The 19,282-nt window shown below is 61.9% G+C and carries 11 protein-coding genes; 6 read left to right on the top strand and 5 right to left on the bottom strand.

The window, feature by feature from the left end; genetic code table 11:
• Window positions 1-296: 296 nt before the first annotated feature.
• The 4 genes from guaD to xdhA all read right to left on the bottom strand — a co-directional run bounded on the left by guaD (window position 297) and on the right by xdhA (window position 6,463).
• Entirely contained in the window at window positions 297-1,613 is a 1,317-nt protein-coding gene (guaD, locus tag AC3ISG_RS08525; protein ID WP_489298981.1) for a guanine deaminase, read from the bottom strand.
• 24 nt (window positions 1,614-1,637) lie between these two features.
• Window positions 1,638-2,477 carry a xanthine dehydrogenase accessory protein XdhC gene (gene xdhC, locus AC3ISG_RS08530; protein ID WP_489298982.1) on the bottom strand — a complete coding sequence of 280 codons (840 nt, stop codon included), beginning with the start codon at window positions 2,475-2,477 and terminating at the stop codon, window positions 1,638-1,640.
• Between the two features lie 70 nt (window positions 2,478-2,547).
• Entirely contained in the window at window positions 2,548-5,001 is a 2,454-nt protein-coding gene (gene xdhB / locus AC3ISG_RS08535) for a xanthine dehydrogenase molybdopterin binding subunit (RefSeq protein WP_489298983.1), read from the bottom strand.
• On the bottom strand, window positions 4,994-6,463 hold the full coding sequence (gene xdhA / locus AC3ISG_RS08540; protein WP_489298984.1) for a xanthine dehydrogenase small subunit: 1,470 nt from the start codon (window positions 6,461-6,463) through the stop codon (window positions 4,994-4,996). The genes xdhB and xdhA overlap by 8 nt, the downstream gene beginning before the upstream one ends.
• Window positions 6,464-6,780: 317 nt before the next feature.
• Between xdhA and AC3ISG_RS08545 the strand changes: the two genes are divergently transcribed.
• The 6 genes from AC3ISG_RS08545 to AC3ISG_RS08570 all read left to right on the top strand — a co-directional run bounded on the left by AC3ISG_RS08545 (window position 6,781) and on the right by AC3ISG_RS08570 (window position 18,585).
• Window positions 6,781-7,440 (top strand): GntR family transcriptional regulator, encoded by a 660-nt coding sequence (locus AC3ISG_RS08545; protein WP_122537308.1) that lies wholly within the window; start codon window positions 6,781-6,783, stop codon window positions 7,438-7,440.
• Window positions 7,441-7,443: 3 nt separating this feature from the next.
• Window positions 7,444-10,932, top strand: coding sequence for a chromosome segregation protein SMC (gene smc / locus AC3ISG_RS08550; RefSeq protein ID WP_489298985.1), 3,489 nt, complete (start codon window positions 7,444-7,446; stop codon window positions 10,930-10,932).
• 274 nt (window positions 10,933-11,206) lie between these two features.
• Entirely contained in the window at window positions 11,207-12,058 is an 852-nt protein-coding gene (gene zipA, locus AC3ISG_RS08555; RefSeq protein ID WP_122537306.1) for a cell division protein ZipA, read from the top strand.
• A 74-nt stretch (window positions 12,059-12,132) separates the two neighbouring features.
• Complete coding sequence (gene ligA, locus AC3ISG_RS08560; RefSeq protein WP_489298986.1) at window positions 12,133-14,481, top strand: NAD-dependent DNA ligase LigA; 2,349 nt, start codon at window positions 12,133-12,135, stop codon at window positions 14,479-14,481.
• 959 nt (window positions 14,482-15,440) lie between these two features.
• Window positions 15,441-16,607, top strand: coding sequence for a putative zinc-binding metallopeptidase (locus AC3ISG_RS08565; protein WP_122622647.1), 1,167 nt, complete (start codon window positions 15,441-15,443; stop codon window positions 16,605-16,607).
• Window positions 16,608-16,779: 172 nt separating this feature from the next.
• Window positions 16,780-18,585, top strand: coding sequence for a putative bifunctional diguanylate cyclase/phosphodiesterase (locus tag AC3ISG_RS08570; protein WP_489298987.1), 1,806 nt, complete (start codon window positions 16,780-16,782; stop codon window positions 18,583-18,585).
• A gap of 3 nt (window positions 18,586-18,588) precedes the next feature.
• On the opposite strand, the gene AC3ISG_RS08575 is transcribed toward AC3ISG_RS08570, so the two are convergent.
• Window positions 18,589-19,083, bottom strand: coding sequence for a GNAT family N-acetyltransferase (locus AC3ISG_RS08575; protein ID WP_489298988.1), 495 nt, complete (start codon window positions 19,081-19,083; stop codon window positions 18,589-18,591).
• Window positions 19,084-19,282: the final 199 nt, after the last annotated feature.

Consider the following 19,282-nt stretch of genomic DNA (forward strand, 5'->3'; position numbering starts at 1 on the left):
AGCGCCACCCCGGTCGCTCCCACCAGTTCTGTGCTGACTCTGGTAACTCTGGTCGGACCGAGGACCTGTGGGAGTGAGCTTGCTCACGAATGCGGTGGCTTAGCTGACGGATTAGTGTTGGATGTACCTCAGTCTTCGCGAGCAAGGTGGAGCGCCACCCCGGTCGCTCCCACCAGTTGTGTGCTGACTCTGGTAACTCTGGTCGGACCGAGGACCTGTGGGAGTGAGCTTGCTCACGAATGCGGGGGGTCAGCCACATCTGGCCTGACTGGCAAAATGCATTCCCGACCAAGCCCCTAACGCTTATGCACCAGCGCCCCCGCCGAATACGTTTCGCTCACGGTCCGGTCATCCCCCAGGGTCATCAACACAAACAGCTGCTCTTCGATGCTCGTCGCCTGACTCATGCGGTAGGAGAGCAACGAGGTGGCGTTGAAATCCAGCACGACAAAGTCCGCTTCGCTGCCCGGCTGCAGATTGCCGATCTTGTCTTCCAGCCGCAGCGCCCTTGCGCCGCCCAGCGTCGCCAGATAAAGCGATTTGAACGGGCTCAACCTGGCGCCTTGCAGCTGCATCACTTTGTACGCCTCGTTCAGCGTGTGCAGCAGCGAGAAACTGGTGCCAGCGCCGACGTCTGTTCCGAGTCCTACATTGACCTTGTGCTTTTCGGCCATCGGCAAGTTGAACAGCCCACTGCCGAGGAAGAAGTTGGAGGTCGGGCAGAAGGCGATGGCTGACCCGGTTTCCGCCAGGCGCTCACACTCTTCGTCACACAGATGCACGCCGTGGGCGAAGACCGAGCGCTCGCCGAGCAGGTTGAAATGGTCGTACACGTCCAGGTAATTCTTGCGCTCCGGGAACAGCGCCTTGACCCACTCGACCTCCTTCAGGTTTTCACTGATGTGGGTCTGCATGTACAGGTCGGGGTATTCAGTCAGTAACTGGCCGGCGAGGGTCAATTGCTCAGGCGTGCTGGTCGGGGCGAAGCGCGGGGTGACGGCGTAATGCAGCCGGCCCTTGCCATGCCAGCGCTCGATCAGCGCCTTGCTGTCGACATAGCTGGACTCAGCGGTGTCCACCAGATAATCAGGCGCGTTACGGTCCATCATCACCTTGCCGGCGATCAGGCGCAGATTGAGCTTCTCGGCGGCACTGAACAGTGCCTCCACCGACTCCTTGTGACGACTGCCGAACACCAGCGCGGTGGTGGTGCCATTGCGCAGCAATTCCTTGAGAAAGATGTCAGCCACCTGCGCCGAATGCTCGGGGTCTTCGAACTGTCTCTCGCAGGGAAACACGTAGGTATTCAGCCAGTCGAGTAACTGCTCGCCGTAGGAACCGACCATGCCGGTCTGTGGCAAATGGATGTGGGTGTCGATGAAACCGGCGGTGATCAGGGCGTCCTGATAGCTGACGATTTCGACGTCGGTGGCGAGCGTGCCGAGCAGGTCTTCGGCATTGCCGAGGGCAATGATCTTGCCGTTTTCGACCACCATCAGGCCGTCTTCGAAATACTCGTACGATGCTTCCACCGCCACTTCGGCAGGGTCGGCGATGCTGTGAATGATGGCGGCGCGGTAGGCTTTTTGGGTGGTGCTGATATCAGGGGTCATGTCAGTTGATCGTTCTTCCGGGATTCATTGGGCCTGGCTGCGGCGGGACACCGGCAGCAGCTTGGCGACAGGTTCGGCGGTGGTGCTTTGCTCACCGAAATGAGCGTTGTAGGTGGCGATCACTTCGCCGGCGATGGACACGGCGATTTCCATGGGCAGTTTGCCTTTAACTTCGGTCAGGCCCATCGGGCACCGCATGCGCTGCACCACAGCGGCATCGAAGCCACGATCACGCAGGCGATGCTCGAATTTCACCCGTTTGGTTTTCGAGCCGATCAGGCCGAAATAGCTGAAATCGCCGCGCTTGAGAATCGCCTCGGTAAGCTCCAGATCCAGCTGATGGTTGTGGGTCATGACGATGCAATAGCTTCCAGCGGGGAGGTTGTCGACTTCTTCGATGACGTCCTCGCTGAGGATCTGCGTCACGCCTTCCGGCAACTGCGCAGGAAATTCGGCCTCGCGGGAATCGATCCAGCGCACGCGGCAGGGCAGGCTGGCGAGCAACGGGACCAGCGCCCGACCGACGTGGCCGGCGCCGAAAACGGCGATATGCGCCTGGGGCTGGCCCATGGGTTCGAACAGCAACACATTCACGCCGCCGCAGCACTGACCCAGGCTGGCGCCGAGGCTGAAGCGCTCCAGACGGGTTTGCTGGCTGCCGCTGGCGAGCATGTTCCGTGCGATTTCCATGGCCTTGTATTCCAGGTGCCCGCCGCCGATGGTGTCGAAGATCCGCCCGGCGCTGACGACCATTTTCGAGCCGGCATTGCGCGGCGTCGAGCCACGCTCCTCGATGATGGTCACCAGCACGCAGGCCTCGCCCTGCTGCTGCAAGTCGGCGAGGGCGCTGATCCAGTTATTCATGTGATTCTCCTCAAGCATCGATCGTACCCACGCTCTGCGTGGGCACGGACCCTCTGACGCTTCGCGTCGCCTAGTCGACGCGAAGCGTCTCGGGCTGCATTCCCACACGGAGCCCCGGAGCAGGTTCTGAAACGATCTCGGCAGCGTTCTCGGCAACTAATTCCGCATCGCGACGCAACGCCCGCATCTGCTCACACCCCCACAACACCCGCTCCGGGGTCGCCGGTGCATCGATCTTCGGTTGATGCCGGTAATCGCCCAGACTCGCCACGGCGTCCTTGATCGCGCACCACGCGGCGATGCCCAGCATGAACGGTGGCTCACCCACGGCTTTGGAATGAAACACCGTGTCTTCCGGGTTCTTGCGGTTCTCCACCAGCTTCACCCGCAGGTCCGCCGGCATGTCCGCCACGGCCGGAATCTTGTAGCCGGCCGGGCCGTTGGTCATCAGCTTGCCCTTGTCGTTCCAGACCAGTTCCTCGGTCGTTAGCCAGCCCATCCCTTGAATGTAGCCGCCCTCGACCTGACCGATGTCGATGGCCGGATTCAGCGAGGCGCCGACGTCGTGAAGAATGTCCGTGCGCAGCATTTTGTACTCGCCGGTCAGGGTGTCGACCAGCACTTCGGTACAGGCCGCGCCGAAGGCAAAGTAATAGAACGGCCGACCGCGCGCCTGGCTGCGGTCGTAAAAGATCTTGGGCGTCTTGTAATAGCCGGTGCTCGACAGCGACACCTGGCCCATCCACGCCTGCTGCGCGAGGGTATCAAAGCTGATGACTTGCTCGCCGACGCGCACATGGCCGTTGCGAAACTCGACCCGCGACTCATCGCACTGGTAATGCTTGGCCGCGAATTCCACCAGCCGCTGCTTGAGGATTTCTGCAGCGTTCTGCGCCGCCTTGCCGTTCAGGTCGGCGCCGCTTGAGGCTGCGGTTGGCGACGTGTTCGGCACCTTGTCGGTATTGGTCGCGGTGATCTGCACGCGGTCGATGTCGACCTGGAACACCTCGGCCACCACCTGCGCCACCTTGACGTTCAAACCCTGGCCCATCTCGGTGCCGCCGTGATTGAGGTGGATGCTGCCGTCGGTGTAGATGTGGATCAGCGCGCCGGCCTGATTGAGGAAGCTGGCGGTGAAGGAAATGCCGAATTTCACCGGAACCAGGGCCAGGCCTTTCTTCAGAATCGGGCTGTTGGCGTTGTAAGCCTTGATCGCCTTGCGCCGCTCCGCGTAGTCACTGCTTTCCTCAAGCTCGGCGGTCATTTCTTCGAGCATGTTGTGCTCGACCGTCTGGTAGTAATGGGTGACGTTGCGCTCGGTCTTGCCGTAGTAGTTGGCCTTGCGCACTGCCAGCGGGTCCTTGCCCAGATGCCGGGCGATGACGTCCATCACTTCTTCAATGGCGACCATCCCTTGAGGGCCGCCGAAGCCGCGGTAGGCCGTGTTCGACGCGGTGTTGGTCTTGCAGCGATGGCCGTTGATAGTGGCGCCGCCCAGGTAATAAGAATTGTCGGCATGAAACATCGCCCGGTCGACGATGGACGCTGACAGGTCTGGCGAGTAGCCGCAGTTGCCGGCCAGCTCCAGCTGAATGCCGTGCAGGCGCCCGTCGTTGTCAAAGCCCACGTCGTACTCGACGTAAAACGGGTGGCGCTTGCCGGTCATGATCATGTCTTCCATGCGCGGCAGGCGCATTTTGGTCGGCTGGCCGGTCAGGCGCGCCACCACCGCACACAGGCACGCGGGACTCGCGGCCTGGGTTTCCTTGCCGCCGAAGCCGCCACCCATTCGGCGCATGTCGACGACGATCTTGTTCATCGACACGTCCAGCACTTCGGCAACGAGCTTCTGCACTTCGGTCGGGTTCTGCGTCGAGCAGTAAACGATCATGCCGCCGTCTTCCGTGGGCATGACCGACGAAATCTGCGTCTCCAGGTAGAAGTGTTCCTGACCGCCGATGTGCAGCGTGCCCTGAATCCGGTGGGGAGCGGAGGCCAGCGCCGCCGCCGAATCACCGCGCTGGTGGGTGTGGCTGTCGAGCACGAAGTGCTTGTTGCGGTAGGCCTGAACCACATCGAGCACCGGTTCCAGGTCTTCGTATTCGATGATCGCGGCCATCGCCGCCTTGCGCGCGGTTTCCAGATCCCGGGCGGCCACGGCAATCACCGGCTGACCGACGAATTCGACCGTGTCGATGGCCAGCAACGGGTCGCCGGGCAGCAGCGGGCCGATATCCTTGAGGCCCGGAATGTCTTCGTGGGTGATGGCGATGCGCACGCCGTCGAAGGCGTAGCAGGGCGACACGTCAACGCGCACGATGCGCGCGTGGGCACGGTCGGACAGCCGCGCATACACATGCAGCTGATTGGGGAATTCGAGACGGTCGTCGATGTAGATCGCTTCGCCGGAGACGTGCTTGTCGGCGCTGTCATGCTTGACGCTGCGGCCCACGCCGGTGGTCAGGTCCTGTTGAAACAGGGCGACCATTTCTTCCTGGGACCTGGCTGAATGATGATTAGACATAAGCTGTCACCCGCGTCTGGATGTGAGGCGTTTGCACTTCAATGAAGTATTTGCGCAGCAGGTTCTGAGCGCTGAGCAGGCGGTATTCCTTGCTCGCGCGGAAGTCCGTCAGCGGGGTGAAATCCTCGGCCAGTGCGGCGCAGGCGCGCTCGATGGTGGCCGATGTCCACGGCTGGCCGATCAACGCCTGCTCGCAATGGGCCGCGCGTTTGGGGATCGCCGCCATGCCGCCGAAGGCCGCGCGGGCGTCAACGATGGCGCCGTTTTCGACGTGTACGCGGAACGCCGCGCAGACCGCCGAGATGTCGTCGTCCAGCCGCTTTGAAACCTTGTAGGCACGAAACGTCTGCCGGGCATTGGCGCGGGGCACGATGATGCGCTCGATGAACTCGCTTTCCTGGCGCACCGTCACCCGGTAATCGATGAAGTAATCCTCCAGCGCCAGGGTGCGGGTCTGCTCGCCCTTGCGCAGCACGATCTTCGCGCCCAGTGCGATGAGCAGGGGCGGGGAGTCGCCAATCGGCGAGGCGTTGCCGATGTTGCCACCGAGGGTGCCCTGATTGCGGATCTGCAGCGATGCAAAACGGTGCAGCAATTCACCGAAATCCGGGTACTCGCGGCTCAAGGCTTCGTAGCAATCAGTGAGGGCCGTTGCCGCGCCGATCTCGATGCGGTCTTCGAAGTGCTCGACTTTCTTCATCGCCGCGACGTTGCCGACGTAGATCATCACCGGCAGCGGGCGATGGAATTGCGTCACTTCAAGGGCCAGGTCGGTGCCGCCGGCCAAGAGCCGGGCCTGGGGATTGGCCTCGTAGAGTTCGGCCAGATCCGCCACGGTCAGCGGCACCAGGCAGCGCTTGTCGCCGCTGTTCAGCTCGCCGGTTTGCGTTGGCGCGATGGCCTTGAGGCGGGCGATGGTCTGAGCTTTCAGGGTATCGAACTGGTCCGCAGACGGCTGGCTGCAGCTTTGCTCGGCCGCCGCGAGGATCGGTCGATACCCGGTGCAGCGGCACAGATTGCCGGCCAGGGCTTCGTGGGCCTGGGCGTGTCTTGTTTCGGAGGAGGCGGATTCGGCGCTGTTCTTTTGCAGCGCGAACAGCGACATGACAAAGCCCGGCGTGCAGAAGCCGCACTGGGAACCATGGCAGTCGACCATCGCCTGCTGAACGCTGTGCAAGCGGCCCTGATGCTTGAGGTCTTCGACGCTGATCAGCTGCTTGCCGTGCAGCGATGCCACGAAGGTCAGGCACGAATTGAGGCTGCGATAACTCAATTGCTCCCGGCCCGCCGCGTCGGTGGTCAGCTCGCCGACAACCACGGTGCACGCGCCGCAATCGCCGCTGGCGCAGCCTTCTTTAGTGCCGGATTTGTGCAGATGCTCGCGTAGATAGTTGAGCACCGTCACATTGGGGTCCAGAGCCTGCTCGGTTTTCAGCTCTTGGTTCAGGAGAAACTGGATCACGGGTCGCGCCTCGTTCTTGTCATTAAAAGCACTGGTCACAGCTGCCGGCGGATGGGTCATCGAACATGTCGATGAATCTATCAGCTCTAACTATCGGGTCAATTAATTTCTGACTCAAAGGTCAAGAAATTCATTATTTCTAGAAATGGCCGATAACCCACAAGACGATAACGTCTAAAGACTGAGTGCTCGTGAGCAGAACATGTCCGTGTTTCTGCTTAATTCGTGCCAGTTTCCACAGTATGGCCCTGCGCCACAGACCTGCAGTGCGATACACTCCGCCGCTTGTTTGCGACCAAAGAAGTTGAAGGTAAGAAATGACGTTCAAGGCACCTGACAGCCTCGCCGAGCAGATCGCTCATCACCTGGCCGAGCGCATCATCCGCGGCGAGCTCAAGCCAGGGGAGCGGATTCAGGAGCAGAAGGTCACGGCCGCGCTGAACGTGAGCCGAGGCTCGGTGCGCGAGGCATTGTTGATCCTCGAGCGCCGCCATCTGATCGTGATCCTTCCCCGTCGCGGCGCGCAGGTCTCGGTGCTGACCCCGCACAACATCACCAGCCTCTGCGCCCTGATGAGCGAGATGTACATCCTCCTCGGTCTGGCCGTGGCGCGCAGCTGGAAAGAGCCGGTTGACCTGGCGGCGTTCCAGCAGATTCAACAGCGGCTCATCGCCAGTTGCGAACGCCAAGACGTCAAAGGCTTCGTCGAAGAGAGTTTCAATGTGATGCGCGCGGCCTATCCGTTCGCCAACAACCCGTACCTGGAAGAGACCGTCGAGAACCTGCAGCCGTCCATGAGCCGCTTCTATTTCCTCGCCCTGGATCAACGCCAGGCGGAAATGAGCGAGTACCTGACCCTCTTCGGCCAGTTGCTCGAAGCGGTGGTGGCGCGGGATCTGGTGCGGATCCGCGACGTACTGACCTGCTACGCCGAGCGCAGCTGCCAATCGGTGTTGTCTGCCCTGGCGGCCAGCTGATTCATGCGCCTCAAGTGCATCAGGCTTGCGGGGTTCAAATCGTTCGTCGACCCGACGACGGTGAACTTCCCCAGCAACATGGCGGCCGTGGTCGGCCCCAATGGATGCGGCAAATCCAACATCATCGACGCGGTGCGCTGGGTCATGGGCGAAAGCTCGGCCAAGAACCTGCGCGGCGAGTCGATGACCGACGTGATCTTCAACGGCTCCACCAGCCGCAAACCGGTGAGCCAGGCCAGCATCGAGCTGGTTTTCGATAACTCCGACGGCACCCTGGTGGGCGAATACGCCAGCTACGCGGAAATCTCCATTCGCCGCAAAGTGACCCGCGACAGCCAGAACAGCTACTACCTCAACGGCACCAAATGCCGTCGCCGCGACATCACCGACATCTTCCTCGGCACCGGCCTGGGCCCCCGCAGCTACTCGATCATCGAACAGGGCATGATCTCCAAGCTGATCGAAGCCAAGCCCGAAGACCTGCGCAATTTCATCGAAGAAGCCGCTGGCATCTCCAAGTACAAGGAGCGCCGCCGCGACACCGAAAACCGCATTCGCCGCACCCACGAGAACCTCGCGCGCCTGACCGATTTGCGCGAAGAACTGGGTCGTCAGCTGGAGCGTCTGCAGCGTCAGGCCCAGGCGGCCGAGAAGTATCAGGAATACAAAGCCGAAGAGCGTCAGCTCAAGGCGCAATTGTCGGCGTTGCGCTGGCAGGCGCTGAACGAGCAAGTGGCCCAGCGTGAATCGGTGATTGGCAATCAGGAAGTCGGCTTCGAGTCACTGGTCGCCGATCAGCGCAGCGCTGACGCTGCCATCGAGCGTCTGCGGGACGGTCATCACGACCTGTCCGAGCGATTCAATCTGGTGCAGGGGCGTTTCTATTCGGTGGGCGGCGACATCGCCCGGGTCGAGCAGAGCATTCAGCACGGTCAGCAACGTTTGCGGCAGTTGCAGGACGATTTGCGCGAAGCCGAGCGCGCGCGCCTGGAAACCGAATCCCACCTGGGCCACGACCGCACGCTGCTGGCGACCCTCGGCGAAGAGCTGGAAATGCTTGAGCCGGAGCAGGAGATCACCCTCGCCGCCGCCGAAGAATCCGCCGCCGCGCTGGAAGACGCCGAAACCGCCATGCACGTCTGGCAGGAACAGTGGGACGCCTTCAACCTCACGTCCGCCGAACCCCGGCGTCAGGCAGAAGTGCAGCAGTCGCGCATTCAACAGCTGGAAACCAGCCTGGAGCGTCTGGCCGAGCGCCAGCGGCGTCTGGGCGAAGAGCGTCAATTGCTCGCGGCGGACCCTGAAGACGCGGCAATTCTCGAACTCAGCGAAGACCTCGCCGCCCGGGAAATGGCTTTCGAAGAATTGACCGCTGAAGAAGAACACCTGATCGAGCGCCTTGAGCAACTCCGCGTCGATCTGCAACAGGCCACCCAGGCGCAACAGCAGGCCCAAGGCGATCTGCAACGCTTGAACGGCCGGCTTGCGTCGCTGGAGGCGCTGCAACAGGCGGCACTCGACCCCGGCACCGGCACCGCCGAATGGCTGCGTGATCATCAGTTGAGCGAGCGTCCGCGTCTGGCCGAAGGGCTGCGGGTCGAGGCGGGCTGGGAAATGGCCGTGGAGACCGTGCTGGGCGCCGACCTGAATGCGGTGCTGGTGGATGATTTCGCCGGTCTCGATCTGGCCGGATTCAGTCAGGGCGACTTGCGCCTGGTAAGTCCCGGCGCTGACGTCACGCGGATCCCTGGCAGCTTGCTGGACAAGGTCGACACGCAGGTCGATCTGACCCACTGGCTGGGCCAGGTCAAACCCGTTGAAACCCTGGACGATGCGCTGGCGCTGCGCGGCCAACTGGGCGCCGGCGAGAGCCTGATCAGCCGCGACGGCTACTGGGTCGGTCGGGATTTTCTCCGTGTGCGCCGTGCCAGCGAGGCCGAGAGCGGCGTGCTGGCGCGGGGTCAGGAATTGCAGCGTCTGGAAGGCGAGCGCGAAGAGCGCGAAGCGACGTTGGCCGCGCTGGACGAGCAGCTGTCGACCCAGGGCGAGCAGCAGCGTATCCAGGAAGACAACCGCGAGCAATTGCGCCGCCGCTTGCAGGACGAAGCCCGTCAGCAGAGCGAGCTTAAAGCCCAGTTGTCGGCCGCCAAAGCCAAGGTCGAGCAACTGACCCTGCGCCGCACGCGGCTCGACGAAGAATTGACCGAGCTCGCCGAACAGCGGGCCATGGAGCAGGAAACCCTCGGCGAATCCCGCCTGCAGTTGCAGGACGCCCTCGACAGCATGGCGCTGGACACTGAACAGCGCGAGTTGCTGCTGGCACAGCGCGACAGCCTGCGCGAGCGTCTGGACCGGGTGCGTCAGGAAGCCCGCCAGCATAAGGATCACGCCAACCAGTTGGCCGTGCGCCTGGGTTCGCTGCGCGCGCAGCATGATTCCACGCGCCAGGCCCTGGAACGTCTGGAGATGCAGTCCGAGCGCCTGACCGAGAAGCGCGAGCAACTGAGCCTGAATCTGGAGGAGGGCGCCGCGCCGCTGGAAGAACTGCGCATGAAGCTCGAAGAGCTGCTGGAAAAGCGCATGGTGGTCGACGAAGAGATGCGCACCGCCAAGAACGCCCTGGAAGACGCCGACCGCGAACTGCGTGAGGCCGAGAAACGTCGCAACCAGGCCGAGCAGCAATCAGCGCTGTTGCGTGGGCAACTGGAACAGCAGCGCCTGGAGTGGCAATCGCTGACCGTCAGACGCAAGGCGCTTCAGGAGCAACTGCACGAAGACGGCTACGACCTGGATGGCGTGCTGGCGACCCTGACCGCCGAAGCCAACGAGAAAGACGCCGAAGAAGAGCTGGAACGCATCGCCGCGCGGATTCAGCGCCTGGGCGCGATCAACCTCGCCGCCATCGACGAGTATCAGCAGCAGTCCGAACGCAAACGCTATCTGGACGCCCAGGACGCCGATCTGGTCGAAGCACTGGACACGCTGGAAAGCGTGATCCGCAAGATCGACAAAGAAACGCGCAACCGTTTCAAAGAGACCTTTGATCAGATAAACAGCGGAATTCAGGCACTTTTTCCAAAAGTTTTCGGTGGTGGCAGCGCTTACTTGGAACTGACGGGCGAAGATTTACTCGATACAGGGGTGACGATCATGGCGCGTCCTCCCGGCAAGAAAAACAGCACGATCCATTTGCTGTCCGGGGGTGAGAAAGCCCTGACCGCGCTGGCGCTGGTTTTCGCCATCTTCAAACTCAACCCGGCGCCGTTCTGCATGCTCGACGAAGTCGATGCGCCGCTGGACGACGCCAACGTGGGGCGCTACGCCCGGTTGGTCAAGGAGATGTCGCAGACCGTGCAGTTCATCTACATCACCCACAACAAGATCGCCATGGAAATGGCTGACCAGTTGATGGGCGTCACCATGCACGAGCCAGGCTGTTCAAGGCTGGTGGCGGTCGATGTAGAGGAGGCGATGGCGCTGGTGGAGTCGTAGCAGGATGCGCAGTTGATCGCGTGGCGATCATGCAGATTTGCAGGGAAAAGTGGTGCACGGGCGTCCAGTACAGGAACCACCGCCGCAGCGTGACAGATGCTTGTGACCTGCCAGATGTAACAGACGGTGTAAAGTTGCCTTTGGTCGTGCTAGCTTAATGTCCACTTTTCCATTTCGCGTGGGTAAAAGGCCATTCAGAACATAGAGTTGGCTCCACGTTTTAAAGGGGTTTGCGCCCTTAATTTTCAGAATTTAATTAGAGGCACGGGACTACATGGAAATCGGTCTGCGAGAGTGGCTGATCGTCATCGGCATTATTGTCATCGCCGGTATTCTGTTTGACGGCTGGCGCCGGATGCGTGGTGGCAAGGGCAAATTGAAATTCAGGCTGGACCGTAACTTGTCCAACCTGCCGGACGACGACGAACCGACGTCCGCTGAAGTGTTGGGCCCTGCGCGCGTTCTCGACACCCATAAAGAACCGAAGCTCGACGAGCATGACCTGCCAACGATGAGTGCAGCGCCCCGCGAGCGCGCCGAACGTGAACCGCGACGCGGCAAGCGCAAGGACGAGCCGCACCAGGGTGATCTGAACCTCGGCGCCAATGGCCCGGATCTGTTTAGCGCCCGCGACGACGATTTCCCGGACGACAAGCCGAACCAGCGCATCACCGAAGACAAGGACCTGCCCCCGGTTGAGGAAGTGCTGGTGATCAGCGTGATCTCCCGCGACGAAAGCGGCTTCAAGGGACCGGCGCTGTTGCAGAACATTCTGGAAAGCGGTCTGCGCTTCGGCGAAATGGACATTTTCCACCGTCACGAAAGCATGGCCGGCAACGGCGAAGTGCTGTTCTCGATGGCCAATGCGGTCAAGCCGGGCGTGTTCGATCTGGACGACATCGACCATTTCAGCACTCGCGCCGTGAGCTTCTTCCTGGGTCTGCCAGGGCCGCGTCATCCGAAGCAGGCGTTTGATGTCATGGTCGCAGCGGCTCGCAAGCTGGCCCATGAGTTGAACGGTGAGTTGAAAGATGACCAGCGCAGCGTGATGACCGCGCAGACCATCGAGCATTACCGTCAGCGCATCGTCGAGTTCGAACGTCGCGCCCTGACCCAGCGTCGCTGATTGGTGCTCCCACAGAGTCAAGCATCACCAATTGAGCAGCTTCGGCTGCTCTTTTGCATTTCGAGACCACATTTATGAAAGCCGCCGAAACCCGCATCCTTGAATTGCGCGCTGAGCTGGATCAGCACAACTACCGCTATCACGTCCTCGACGAGCCGAGCATCCCGGACGTCGAATACGATCGGCTGTTCCACGAGCTCAAGGCGCTGGAAGCGGAGAACCCGCATCTGGTGACCCCGGACTCGCCGACCCAGCGTGTCGGCAGCGCGGCCCTGTCGGCGTTCACCCAGGTGCGCCACGAAATCCCCATGCTCAGCCTGGGCAACGCCTTCGAAGAAACCGACATGCTCGAGTTCGATCGTCGGGTCAACGAAGGGCTGGATCTGCCGGCTGCGTCGAAGCAGGTGGAATACAGCTGCGAGCCGAAACTCGACGGCCTGGCAGTCAGCCTGCTGTATCAGAACGGCGCCCTGGTGCGTGGCGCCACCCGCGGCGACGGCACCACCGGCGAAGACATCAGCGTCAACGTGCGCACCGTGCGCAATATCCCGCTGAAGCTGCACGGCAAAGGCTGGCCGGACACCCTCGAAGTGCGCGGCGAAGTGTTCATGTCCAAGGCCGGCTTCGAGCGTCTGAACGCCAGCCAGCTTGAAGTGGGCGGCAAGACCTTCGCCAACCCGCGCAACGCGGCCGCCGGCAGCCTGCGCCAGCTGGATTCGAAAATCACCGCCAATCGCCCGCTGGAATTCTGCTGCTACGGCATCGGTCAGGTGTCCCATGACATCGCCGACACCCACACCGGCAACCTGCAGAAGTTGAAAGAGTGGGGCATGCCGATCAGCCGCGAAATGAAGATCGCCCACGGCATCGAAGATTGCCTGAAGTACTACCACGACATCGGCGAGAAACGTCTGTCGTTGCCGTACGAAATCGACGGCGTGGTGTTCAAGGTGAACAGCATCGCCGCCCAGCGCGAGCTGGGTTTCCGCGCCCGCGAGCCGCGCTGGGCGATCGCCCACAAATTCCCGGCCATGGAAGAACTCACCGAGCTGCTCGACGTGGAATTCCAGGTCGGCCGCACCGGCGCCGTCACCCCGGTGGCCCGTTTGAAGCCGGTGAAAGTCGCCGGTGTCACCGTCGCCAACGCAACGCTGCATAACATGGACGAAGTGGCGCGTCTGGGCCTGATGATCGGCGACACGGTGATCATCCGCCGCGCCGGGGACGTGATTCCCCAGGTGGTGCAGGTCGTGCAAGAGCGCCGCCCGACAGACGCCCGCGCCGTCGAGATCCCGCAGACCTGCCCGGTGTGCGGCTCGCTGGTCGAGCGCACGCAGCTGATCAAGCGCAGCAAGGGCAAGGAAACCATCAGCGAAGGCGCGGTGTATCGCTGCGTCGGCCGGCTGGCCTGCGGCGCGCAGCTGAAACAGGCGATCATCCATTACGTGTCTCGTCGCGCGATGGACATCGAAGGCTTGGGCGACAAAACCATCGAGCAACTGGTGGACGAAAAGCTCATCGGCTCGCCGGCCGATCTGTACAAGCTGACGTACGAGCAAATCATTGATCTGGAGGGTTTTGCCGACATCTCCAGCAAGAAGCTGCTCAAGGCCATCGACGACAGCAAGAAGCCGACGCTGGCGCGCTTCATCTATGCCTTGGGCATTCCGGACGTGGGCGAGGAGACGGCCAAGGTGCTGGCGCGCTCGCTGGGTTCCCTGGATCGGGTGATTGTGGCGCTGCCGGAGGTGCTGACGTATCTGCCGGACGTGGGTCTGGAAGTGGCCCATGAGATTCACAGTTTCTTCGAGGACGAGCACAACCAGAACGTGATCGGGGCATTGCTGGGCGAATGCCAGATGCAGCTGCAGGACACGGGCGATCTGGGCGCCGAGTTTGCGGCGAGCGCGACGTTGGGCGGCCTGCTGGATAAGTTGAATATTCCGTCGGTGGGGCCGGGTGCGGCGCAGAAGCTGGCGGACAAGTTCGGCACCCTTGAGGCGGTCGTCAAGGCGGACTGGCTGGATATGCGGCAGACGCTGCCGGAGAAGCAGGCGCAGGCTGTGCGGGCGTTTTTCGATGTCCCGGAGCACGCGCAGCGGGCCTTGGCGATCGAGCTGCAGCTGAAGGATTTCGGCATGCACTGGCAGAGCGAGAAGAAGGTGGTGGAGGGTTTGCCGCTGGCCGGGCAGACGTGGGTCCTGACCGGGTCGCTTGAGCTGATGAGCCGGGATGTGGCGAAGGAGAAGCTGGAAGGGCTGGGTGCGAAGGTGTCCGGTTCGGTGTCGGCGAAGACCCACACGGTGGTGGCCGGGCCGGGGGCGGGCTCGAAGTTGACCAAGGCCAATGAGCTGGGGCTTACGGTTTTGGACGAAGCGGCGTTCTTGGCGTTTCTTAAGCAACATGGCGTTGAAGTCAGCTAGATCAAGATCAAAGGCGTCGGCCTAACGGCCTCAGTTTCGCCTTCGGCGAGTTACTTGGAAAAGCACCCCAAGTAACCAAGGGTGCTTGCTCCTGGCTTGGCCCTTCGTTCCTCAGGGTTCCTTCACTCCGGTCTCGCTCCGTGGGCCCGCCGCCATCCGCCATCCATGGCGGGGGGCGGCTCTCGCGGCATCCATGCCGCTCGGCCCACTCCGCGAGACCTGCGTTCAGCCTGCACCCAAGTCGCGATAGGTGTCGTCTGAGCTCTCGCGTAAGAAGATCAAGATCAAAAGCTTCCCGGCTAAAGCCGGTCCTACAGTCGGAGCTGGTCCCACTGACGACATATGGTGTCCTTGTAGGACCGGCTTCAGCCGGGAAGAGGCCAGCTCAGGCACCGACATTTTTGCTGATAGCACCCCCTCCCTGTGGGAGCGAGCTGCTCGCGAATGCTGTATTCCAAACACCAGATATTTGATGGATGTACCAACCCCTTCGTGAGCAAGCTCACTCCCACAAGTCCGTAGCGATTGATCTGCCCTCGATCTGATCTTGATCTGCCTTGCTTTGCTTTTGATCTTTCCTACGAAGCAAGTCCAGACACCGCCAAACGCGACTTTGGTGCAGGCTGAACGCAGGTCTTGCGGAGTGGGTCGAGCCGCATGGATGCGGCGAGAGCGCCGTCAGGACATGGATGTCCGTTCGGCGCGGGCCCACGGAGCAAGGCCGGAGTGAGGGAACCCTGACGAAGGAAGGGCCAAACCGAGAGCAAGCACCCTTGGTTACTTGGGGTGCTTTTCCAAGTAACTCGCCGAAGGCGAAATGCCCGCCGTTAGGCGGGTCCCCGGATCTGGACCTGAGTGAAGTAGTTCCGCCGATAAGCGGGACCCAAGAGTAAGAAAATCCCACGGAACCCCCGCCACCTTGGGGAATCTAGTGCTTGCAGCCCCATCAGGATATCGCCATGTTCCAGTTCTTCGAACAACTCAGCACACGGATCGCGGCGCCGTTCGCCGGTGAGAGCAAGCGCAACAGCAAAGTCTGGCAATGCCATTGCGGGCAGTCGGTGTTTTTCCGCAACAGTCAGTGCCTGGCCTGTTCGTCTGCGCTGGGGTATCTCCCCGAGCAGAGCAAGATTGCCGCGCTGGAACCGGGCTCCGAGGCGCAGACCTGGCGTCTGACCGACGAGCCCCAGGCCGGGCTCTACCGCCGTTGCGCCAACCTCGACACGGCAGCCGCCTGCAACTGGGTGTTTCCGGCGCCGAATGCCGGAGATTTCTGCATCGCCTGTAGCCTCAACAAGACCATCCCCGACCTGTCCGTGCCGGAGAACCCCGAGCGCTGGGGCAAGATCGAGACCGCCAAGCGCCGGCTGGTTGCGCAATTGATCACCCTCGGGCTTCAAGTCATTCCGAAAAGCGTGGATGAAGAGCGTGGGCTGGCCTTCGAATTTTTGGGCGTCGACCTGGAAGGCAACCTGCCCACCACGGGGCACGCCAGTGGCCTGATCACCCTCAACGTCGAAGAAGCCGACGATGCGATTCGCGAGAAGGTTCGCGTGCAGATGCACGAACCCTACCGCACGCTGCTCGGGCATTTCCGTCATGAGGTGGGGCATTACTACTGGGATCGTCTGATCGCCGACACTTACTGGCAAGACGGATTCCGCCACCTGTTCGGCGACGACCGCGCCAGCTACGCCGACGCCCTTGATCACCACTACCAGAACGGCGCACCCGCCGACTGGCAACAGAGTTTCGTCAGCGCCTACGCGACCATGCACCCGTGGGAAGACTGGGCCGAAACATGGGCGCACTACCTGCACATGATGGACGCCGTCGACACCGCCCTGAGCCTGGGCATGAGCGCCCGGGACATGGACCTCGACTACCAGCCGTTCCCGCTGGAAACCTTGTACGACCCTCAGCATCCAGGCGGGCCGGCGTTCCTCTCGTTCGTCAACGCGTGGATCGAACTGGCCGGCATGCTCAACGAATTGTCCCGCGCCATGGGCCAGGCGGATTTCTATCCGTTCGTGCTGCCGCCGGCCGTCATCACCAAACTGCATTTCATCCATTTGGTCATACAGGGTGCGGGCGGCAAGGCGGATGAGGTCCTTCACGTGCAATAAATCACCCAGGTGGGTGACTGCAAACAGTCCTCTGGTACGAAGCGGTGAAAGGGAATCGCCGCTTGTCCGCGACGCCTGCATCGCACAAAAAGCGGTGGTATTTTCCCTATACATATCGTTTTGATACTACTGGCGAAGCGGTTTGCGAAGCGGTCTAAAAGGGATTTCAGTTATGGCCACCCGTGCTCCATTGCCCAAAAACGAGCGTTCCCGGCTTTCGCGCATCACCCACATGGGGCTCATCGATGCGACGGCCGACGATGTGCTCGATCACATTGTCTCGATGGTGACCCATTATTTCGAGGTCCCCATCGCCCTCGTTTCCATCGTCAGTGAGCACCGCCAGTGGTTTCGGGCACGGGCAGGTCTTGATGAGCGCGAGACGCCCCGCGAAATCGCCTTCTGCGCGTACACCATCCTTGGCCACCAGACGTTTCAGGTCCCGGACGCGATGCTTGACCCGCGTTTCAGCGACAACCCACTTGTGACCGGCGAGCCTCACATCCGCTTCTACGCCGGCGTGCCGCTGGTGACTGCCGACGGCCTGTCCCTGGGCACGCTGTGCATCATCGACAGCACACCTCGGCCGCCACTGGGCCCGCGCGACCTGGCGATGCTGGAGATGTATGGCCAGCTAGTCATGAAGCGGCTCAACAACCTGCGCCACGCCAGCTACGTCGATCAGCCCACCGGCCTGTTCAACCGCCTGCGCCTGGAAGAAGACCTCGGCGCTCTGGCGGATCGACGCAAATACGCGCTGGTCGCGCTGGACATGGTGGCGCCCGCGTTTCTCGACAGCATCGTCAAAGCGCTGGGTTACAGCTTCGCCCAGGAGCTGGTGCGCTGCATGATCGAGAACTGCCGCAGCCAGTTGCCTGCCGATACCGCGCTGTACAAGGTCAGCCCCACGCGCATCGCGCTGATCACCCGAAACGCGCGCCCAGAGCAGGCCGAGCTGCTGTTTCGGCAGTTGCTCGAGCATTTTCGGCGGCCGCTGATCTGCCGCAACATTCCCATTCAAATGGATGTCGGCATCGGCGTGCTGCCGTTGGGCCTGGACCGCTGCGATGAGCGCGACTGGATTCGGCTGGTGGTCAGCGCCGCGGACGAAGCCCGAGGCAAGTCCACGGGTTGGCGCTGGTACGAGCCCCATCTGGACTTCGCCCAGCAACGGGCCTTTCTGCTATTGGCGGCGTTGGCCGAGGCCGTCCGCAGCCCGGATCAACTGTCGCTGGTCTACCAACCACGGCTGGAAGTGGCGACCGGGCGCATTGTGACCGTCGAAGCGCTGTTGCGATGGCAGCACCCGGTGCTGGGCCCGATCAGTCCGGCGGAGTTCATCCCGCTGGCGGAAAAGACCGCGCTGATTCGCTCGCTCAGTCTTTGGGTGTTGAGAAAGGCCGTCGCCCAGGCGGCGATCTGGCAGGCGCAGGGCTACGCCTTCAAAGTGGCGATGAACGTATCGGCCATCGACCTGGCGAATTCATCGTTCAGCGATGCCCTGTTTGAGCAGCTGTCGGTCAGCGATCTTGATCCGAGCGGCTTCGAACTTGAGTTCACCGAAAGCGCGCTGTGCGATAACCCTGAAGTGACCCGCTTGCAGCTGGAGCGCCTGCGTGGATTGAACATCGACATCGCCATCGATGACTTCGGCACCGGCTACAGCAACTGGACCTACCTGCGACAACTGCCGGCCACCACGGTCAAGCTCGACAAGTCGCTGGTGGAAAACATCGACAGCAATGACAAGGATCGTGGCCTGGTGGAAGCCATCGTCGACCTGGCAAAGCGCCTTGGTTATCGCGTGGTCGCTGAAGGTGCGGAAACCGAAGGCGTGTATGAAATCCTCTGCGAACTGGGTTGCCACGAAGTGCAAGGCTTCCTTGTCGCGCGGCCCATGGGCGTCACCGCCCTCGAGCACTGGATGAACGTCGAGCGCAGCCGCAAGGTCCGGCAGTTGCGTTCGCTGGCCCATTGAGCGTTACAGCGTGAGAAGCATCAACCGCTCAACGCCGGCGTGATCCGGATTGCTTTCGGGCAATTCCTGCCAACCCAGTGCCAGGTACAGCTGGCGCGCCGGGTGATTGCCGGCCTCCACCGCCAGCATCAATTGCTCGGTGTCTGGCCATAACGCCTGCGTCAATTCGGGCAGCGCGCGCAGGCACTGCTTGCCCAGTCCTAACCCCTGAAACCCTTTATCAATCATCAGCGCGTGCAATGTGGTGGTGATGCGCGGGCGGTCACGTGCCCAGTCCGGCAGCAGCGACCTGCGCTTGAGTACGAAAAAGCCCCGGGGGGTGTCGTTGATCAGCAGTACGAAGCCTTGCCGGTCGGCGACGGGACGGGCGGTCAGAGTGTGCAAACCGCCATGGATGTCGCCGACGTGGCGGACCTGCTCGGGGAGCAGCGCGATCTCCAGCAACTGGCGCTGCTGGGTGGGGGAGAGGGATTCGTAGCGGGTGAGCACGAACTGCATCGGTGATTCCTGGGTCTTGCGCCCTGGTGGGCTCGGGCAGGGGGAAGCCACTGGCTTGCCGGCGGTGAAAATTCAGGCCCCATTGTGCCGCATCCCGCGGTTTGTTGGCTGCGTCGTGCACACCGCGAGCGCTTGGATACGCTCAAAATCTTAATCTGAAACAAGAGGTTGTAACTTCTCGCGAGACCGGTACAATGGC

Source organism: Pseudomonas sp. GL_135, from assembly GCF_057834665.1.

Bases quoted from the DNA above. Each gene is read 5' to 3' on its own strand.
- guaD (WP_489298981.1), bottom strand. From the start codon at position 1,613: ATGACCCCTGATATCAGCACCACCCAAAAAGCCTACCGCGCCGCCATC.
- xdhC (WP_489298982.1), bottom strand. From the start codon at position 2,477: ATGAATAACTGGATCAGCGCCCTCGCCGACTTGCAGCAGCAGGGCGAG.
- xdhB (WP_489298983.1), bottom strand. From the start codon at position 5,001: ATGTCTAATCATCATTCAGCCAGGTCCCAGGAAGAAATGGTCGCCCTG.
- AC3ISG_RS08545 (WP_122537308.1), top strand. From the start codon at position 6,781: ATGACGTTCAAGGCACCTGACAGCCTCGCCGAGCAGATCGCTCATCAC.
- smc (WP_489298985.1), top strand. From the start codon at position 7,444: ATGCGCCTCAAGTGCATCAGGCTTGCGGGGTTCAAATCGTTCGTCGAC.
- zipA (WP_122537306.1), top strand. From the start codon at position 11,207: ATGGAAATCGGTCTGCGAGAGTGGCTGATCGTCATCGGCATTATTGTC.
- ligA (WP_489298986.1), top strand. From the start codon at position 12,133: ATGAAAGCCGCCGAAACCCGCATCCTTGAATTGCGCGCTGAGCTGGAT.
- AC3ISG_RS08565 (WP_122622647.1), top strand. From the start codon at position 15,441: ATGTTCCAGTTCTTCGAACAACTCAGCACACGGATCGCGGCGCCGTTC.
- AC3ISG_RS08570 (WP_489298987.1), top strand. From the start codon at position 16,780: ATGGCCACCCGTGCTCCATTGCCCAAAAACGAGCGTTCCCGGCTTTCG.
- AC3ISG_RS08575 (WP_489298988.1), bottom strand. From the start codon at position 19,083: ATGCAGTTCGTGCTCACCCGCTACGAATCCCTCTCCCCCACCCAGCAG.